The sequence below is a fragment of the Microbacterium sp. genome (genome assembly GCF_047972865.1).
Lineage (GTDB): Bacteria > Actinomycetota > Actinomycetes > Actinomycetales > Microbacteriaceae > Microbacterium.
The window spans coordinates 1-4,603 of sequence record NZ_JBKEAY010000218.1; the positions used below are offsets into that span (position 1 = coordinate 1).

The following is a 4,603-nucleotide window of genomic DNA, read 5'->3' on the forward strand; positions in this document are numbered from 1 at the left end:
GCCCGGTGACAACACCCCCCGGATCATCAAGGACAGGGGGCAGCAATCATGCCGGGCCCGGCAGGCCGTCACCGCCCAGCATCCACCGCCAGACGGTCACGAAGAAAGTAACGGGGCAGAGAGAGCGATGCGATCAACTCCGCGTTCGCCTCGGACACCGGTGGTTGCTGCCGCTGGCGCCTCGCAAGCGCGACGTGGCGCTGCTGGGCGCGGCGGATCAGGTATCCGGTGTGCCGCTGCGGCTACGGCTGCTCGTCGGAAGGCTCGGTGCCTGGCCACCGGTGCGAGTGGTCTGCGGCGGTCGTGGCATCTATCATTTCAGGGCGCTGTGCAGTGCGCGCAGCGCGGGTTCGGCGTCGGCCAGCGTCGCCCGGTGGGCCGAAGGAAGTGTCGCCAGTGCATCGCGCACCGGTCGGGTCCACTCGTCGGCGATCGCGGTGTGCTCGCGGCGGCCTGTCGCGGTCGCGTACACGCGGGTCACGCGACCGTCAAGGGTGTCCGGCCGGCGCTCCACCAGTCCGCGGTCCTCGAGCGACCGGGCCGCAGCGCTGACGTTGGGCTGGCGCAGACCCAGGTGCGCGGCGAGCTCGCTGACGGTCGCGCCGGGATCGTCGAGCACCTGCTTCAGCAGCGCCAGCTCGGTTGTGGGCAAGGGCCCGGCACCGGCGCGGTCGGGCGCGCGGCGGTGGATGAGCCACCCCAGTTCGCGCAGGGTCACCGCCGGATCGTCGTGGGGACCGGTCGCGGCCATGACTCCCTTTCCGGCGCCCCGCGATGGTTCAGTACGCCGAGGCCATCACGTCCAGTACGTGATTGGTCGCGGCGATGTTGTCGAAGTCGGGCCGAAGGCCCATCTCCCACTCGCCGATGGCGTCGCAGGTCTCCACGACCAGTCTGCACCGTTCGTAGCGACGCTCTGTGTAGCGGGCGAACGCGCGGGCGTGATCGCCGTCGGTCGCGAGTTCCTCGGCCAGCACGACACCGTCTTCGATCGCCTGGGCGGCGCCCTGGCCGAGATGCGGCGTGACGGTGTGCACGGCGTCGCCGATGAGCACGACGCGGCCTCGATGCCAGGGTGCCGGCGCGATCAGCGACTCCTCGGGGCGCAGCACGATATCAGCGTCGGCGCCGATGTGGGCGTCGCGGACGCGGCCGGTGAGTCCGCCGAACGGTGCGAGGTGCGCGCGCAGGGCATCGGCGAGTTCGTGCGACGCGGGACGGTCGTCGCGCGCCATCGTCGTGTTGTAGAACAGGTACGCCTGGTCGGGCCCGATCGGGACGAATCCCGCCATTCCGCTCGGGCCGGCCTGTAGCACGATCCGGTCGATTTCGGGTTCGCGGGGGATGTTGAGTCGAAACGCCGACTGCCCGATGTAGCGCGGGCGCACATCGGCGGGAAGAACGTGACCGCGCACGGCCGACCGGACGCCGTCCGCGCCGACCACCAGATCAAACCGGTCGACCTCGCCGTCGGCGAAATGCACGTCGACGCCGTCGTCGTACTGTTCCAGCGCCGCGAACTCGCTGGCATATCGGATCCTCACCCCCAGCGCCCGCGCCCGATCGGTGAGGATCTCGTGCAGCCGCGGCCGCGTGAGGCCGTTCATCGGCGGATAGTCCGCACCGGCGATCGCGGTGCCTGGCATGTCGCGCAGGAACCGCCCGTCGACGTCGTACATGCTGCCCCACGCCGATGCCGCGAACCCGGTATCCAGGCACGCACGCGCGCACCCGATCGCATCGAGCGCGCGCAGCGCGTTCGCGGGTTGGATGATTCCGACGCCGAACACCGACGCGTGTGCGTCGGGATACCGTTCGGCCACCGTGAGATCATAGCCGGCGCCGCGCAGCGCGATAGCCGCTGACAGTCCGCCGATGCCGCCGCCGACGACGAGCAGGGTTGCTTTCGACACGAGTCTCTCCTCGATCCCGCGCCGCTCCCTCGTGCCGCGATTTACATATGCTCACATATATAAATCGCGTCACCCCCGCGAAACCTGCACCCTTTGCCTGCACCCCTCCCCTCGTTGCGTTCTTCGTGACCCATTCAGCGGCCCCTCCGTTCTCAGGCAGCCATCGAGCGTGACGAAAAGCATGACGGCGCTCCCGCGCCGGGCTCGCCCGCTCAGCCCGCGGGGTCGGTGAGCAGGGCGCGGAGGGAGCGTCGCAGCGCGTCGCGGTCGGCGGGGGAGAGCAGCGCGACCAGCTCCGCGTTCGCCTCGGCTACCAGCGGCTGCAGGCGCTGACGTTCCGTGCGGCCGAGCGCTGTGAGGGTCACCACGTTGCGTCGGGCATCCTCCGCGGACCGATGCCGCGCGACCAGGCCGCGTCGCTCCATCCTTGCGACGAGGTCGGCGACCGTCGACCGGTCCAGGTCGACCTCGTCGCACAGCTGCCGTTGGCTGGCCTCGCCGAGCGCGTCGAGCACGACCAGGATCGAGTACTGCACACTCGAGGTCTCGGTCGACACGATGCGCGACCACGCTGCGACGTGGCGCTGCTGGGCGCGGCGGATCAGGTATCCGATGTGCCGCTGCGGTTCGGGTGCGTCCTCGGTGTCGTCGGCGGTCACACCTCCATCATCGCAGCACGGGCGCGGCCGCCTCGACCAGGAACCCGGCGAAGAACTCCGTCAGCTCGTCCCGCGCCGACAGCGGCAGCACGTGCGCGACGTACTGGTCGGGCCGCACGACCACGAGCGCGCCGGATGCCGCGATCCCGCGCTCGGCGAAGATGTCGCGGGTCGGATCGATCGCCCACGCCTTCTCCCAGTCCTGCAGCTGCAGCGGACCCGACCGCGGGATCAGGATGCCGGGGAGTGCCGTCACGTCGATCTCGTGGTGACCGGCGCGGAACACCCCGTGCACGTCGATGACGCTGTCGGGATCTGCCTCCGCCGGAGTGAACCGCCTGGCGGTGGAGTCGGGGGCATCCGTCATCCACTCGCCGAACGCGACGACGTCGGCCAGATCGCCGAACGCGTACACCCGCCAGCGGCCGTCCGCCCGGTGCGCGTGGCCGAGTTCGACCCGCTTCGCGTCGGCGATCCGCACCACCGGTGCCGAATGGAACCGCGTGCCGATCTCGAACCCGGCCGCGAGGTTCTGGTGCTCGTCGGTGCCGGTCAGCACCGACGGCGTGTACCGGGTGGCCAGTCCCGCCGTGTACCGACCCTGGCGCGCGAACTCGTCGCGCATCTGCTCGCTTGTCACGCCGCCGCGCTCGGGATGGGCGGGGTCGACCGTTGGCTGGGCGACGAAGGCCGACCAGAACCGGTCGAAGTCGATGAGGTCCTTGGCCACCGATTGACGCTCGGACGAGTAGGTGTGCAGCAGCTCCGGCGCCGACCGGCCCTGCAGCACCGCCGACAGCTTCCAGCCGAGGTTGAAGGCATCCTGCATCGACACGTTCATGCCCTGCCCCGCCTTCGCGGAGTGGGTGTGGCAGGCGTCGCCGGCGATGAAGACGCGCGGCGTGCGGTCGTCGCCGTCGGTCACGTCGTCGAACCGGTCGGTGAGTCGCTGCCCGACCTCGTACACCGACGACCACGCCACCGATCGCACGTCGATCGAGTAGGGGTGCAGGATGCTGTTGGCCACCGCCGTGATCTGTTCGACCGTGGTCTGGCGGATGCCGCTGTCGCCGGCGGGCACCTCGCCGAGGTCGACGTAGCAGCGCACCATGTTGCCGCCCTCACGCGGGATCATCAGGAGGCTCCCCTTGCCGGCCGACTGGATCACGTTCTTGGTGCGCCAGTCCGGGAAGTCGGTCACCGCGAGTACGTCCATGACGCCCCAGGCGTGGTTGGCGGCATCCCCGCGCAGCTCGCGCCCGATCGCGCGCCGCACGGCGCTGCGGGCGCCGTCGCACCCGACGACGTACTTCGCGCGGACGGTGGCTCCTTCCCCGGCGTGCTCGCCGGCGGTGTGCCGCAGGGTCACGGTGACCGGATGCTCGCCGTCGCCGACCTCGAGGCCGATGAACTCCACGCCGTAGTCCGGTTCGAGCCGGCTCGACGACCGGGCGGCGTGGTCGAGCAAGTACTGCTGCATGCGCGCCTGGTTGACGATGACGTGGGGGAATTCGCTCAGTCCTTCGGGAGTGTCCTCCACCCAGCCGGTGCGTACGATGCGGGAACGGTCTTGTTCGGACGGACCCCAGAACCGCACTTCGTTGACCCAGTAGGCCTCCCGGATAAGGGCATCGGCGAGGCCGAACGCTTCGAACATCTCGACGGTGCGGCAGGCGACGCCGTCGGCCTGTCCGAGCTGGAGCGGACCGTCGCGGCGCTCGACGATGCGCACGTCGATGTCGGGGAACGCGGCCAGTTGCGCCGCCAGCACCGTGCCAGCCGGGCCGGTGCCGACGACGAGCACGTCGACGGTGTCGGGCTGGCCCTCGCCGCGGGCGAGCGCCTGCGGCGACGCGGGCTGCATGTCAGGGTCTCCCGCTCGGTATCCGTCTCGATAGAACTGCATGGCCAGATCTCCCTCGATCGTCTGTCAGCGTCCCACGCCACATTACTCAGTACCCCAACGTTTCACAACCCCCACCCCCGCCCCGACCCCGACCACCACCCCCCCCCCCCACACCCCACCCCCCC

4 protein-coding genes are annotated in these 4,603 nt (G+C 70.3%); all 4 read right to left on the reverse strand.

Features of this window, described 5'->3' with window-relative positions:
- Positions 1-313: 313 nt before the first annotated feature.
- The 4 genes from ACK5KK_RS13445 to ACK5KK_RS13460 all read right to left on the reverse strand — a co-directional run bounded on the left by ACK5KK_RS13445 (position 314) and on the right by ACK5KK_RS13460 (position 4,478).
- A complete protein-coding gene (locus ACK5KK_RS13445) occupies positions 314-751 on the reverse strand; it encodes a MarR family winged helix-turn-helix transcriptional regulator (protein ID WP_416890594.1) in 438 nt (145 codons plus the stop codon).
- Between the two features lie 28 nt (positions 752-779).
- On the reverse strand, positions 780-1,913 hold the full coding sequence (locus ACK5KK_RS13450; protein ID WP_416890595.1) for an FAD-dependent monooxygenase: 1,134 nt from the start codon (positions 1,911-1,913) through the stop codon (positions 780-782).
- Positions 1,914-2,125: 212 nt separating this feature from the next.
- Positions 2,126-2,572: a MarR family winged helix-turn-helix transcriptional regulator gene (locus ACK5KK_RS13455; RefSeq protein ID WP_416890596.1), complete on the reverse strand. Its 447-nt coding sequence runs from the start codon at positions 2,570-2,572 to the stop codon at positions 2,126-2,128.
- Between the two features lie 7 nt (positions 2,573-2,579).
- The gene (locus ACK5KK_RS13460) at positions 2,580-4,478 is read right to left on the reverse strand and encodes an FAD-dependent monooxygenase (protein WP_416890597.1); all 1,899 of its coding nucleotides are present in this window, start codon (positions 4,476-4,478) and stop codon (positions 2,580-2,582) included.
- Positions 4,479-4,603: the final 125 nt, after the last annotated feature.

Bases quoted from the DNA above. Each gene is read 5' to 3' on its own strand.
- ACK5KK_RS13445 (WP_416890594.1), bottom strand. From the start codon at position 751: ATGGCCGCGACCGGTCCCCACGACGATCCGGCGGTGACCCTGCGCGAA.
- ACK5KK_RS13460 (WP_416890597.1), bottom strand. From the start codon at position 4,478: ATGCAGTTCTATCGAGACGGATACCGAGCGGGAGACCCTGACATGCAG.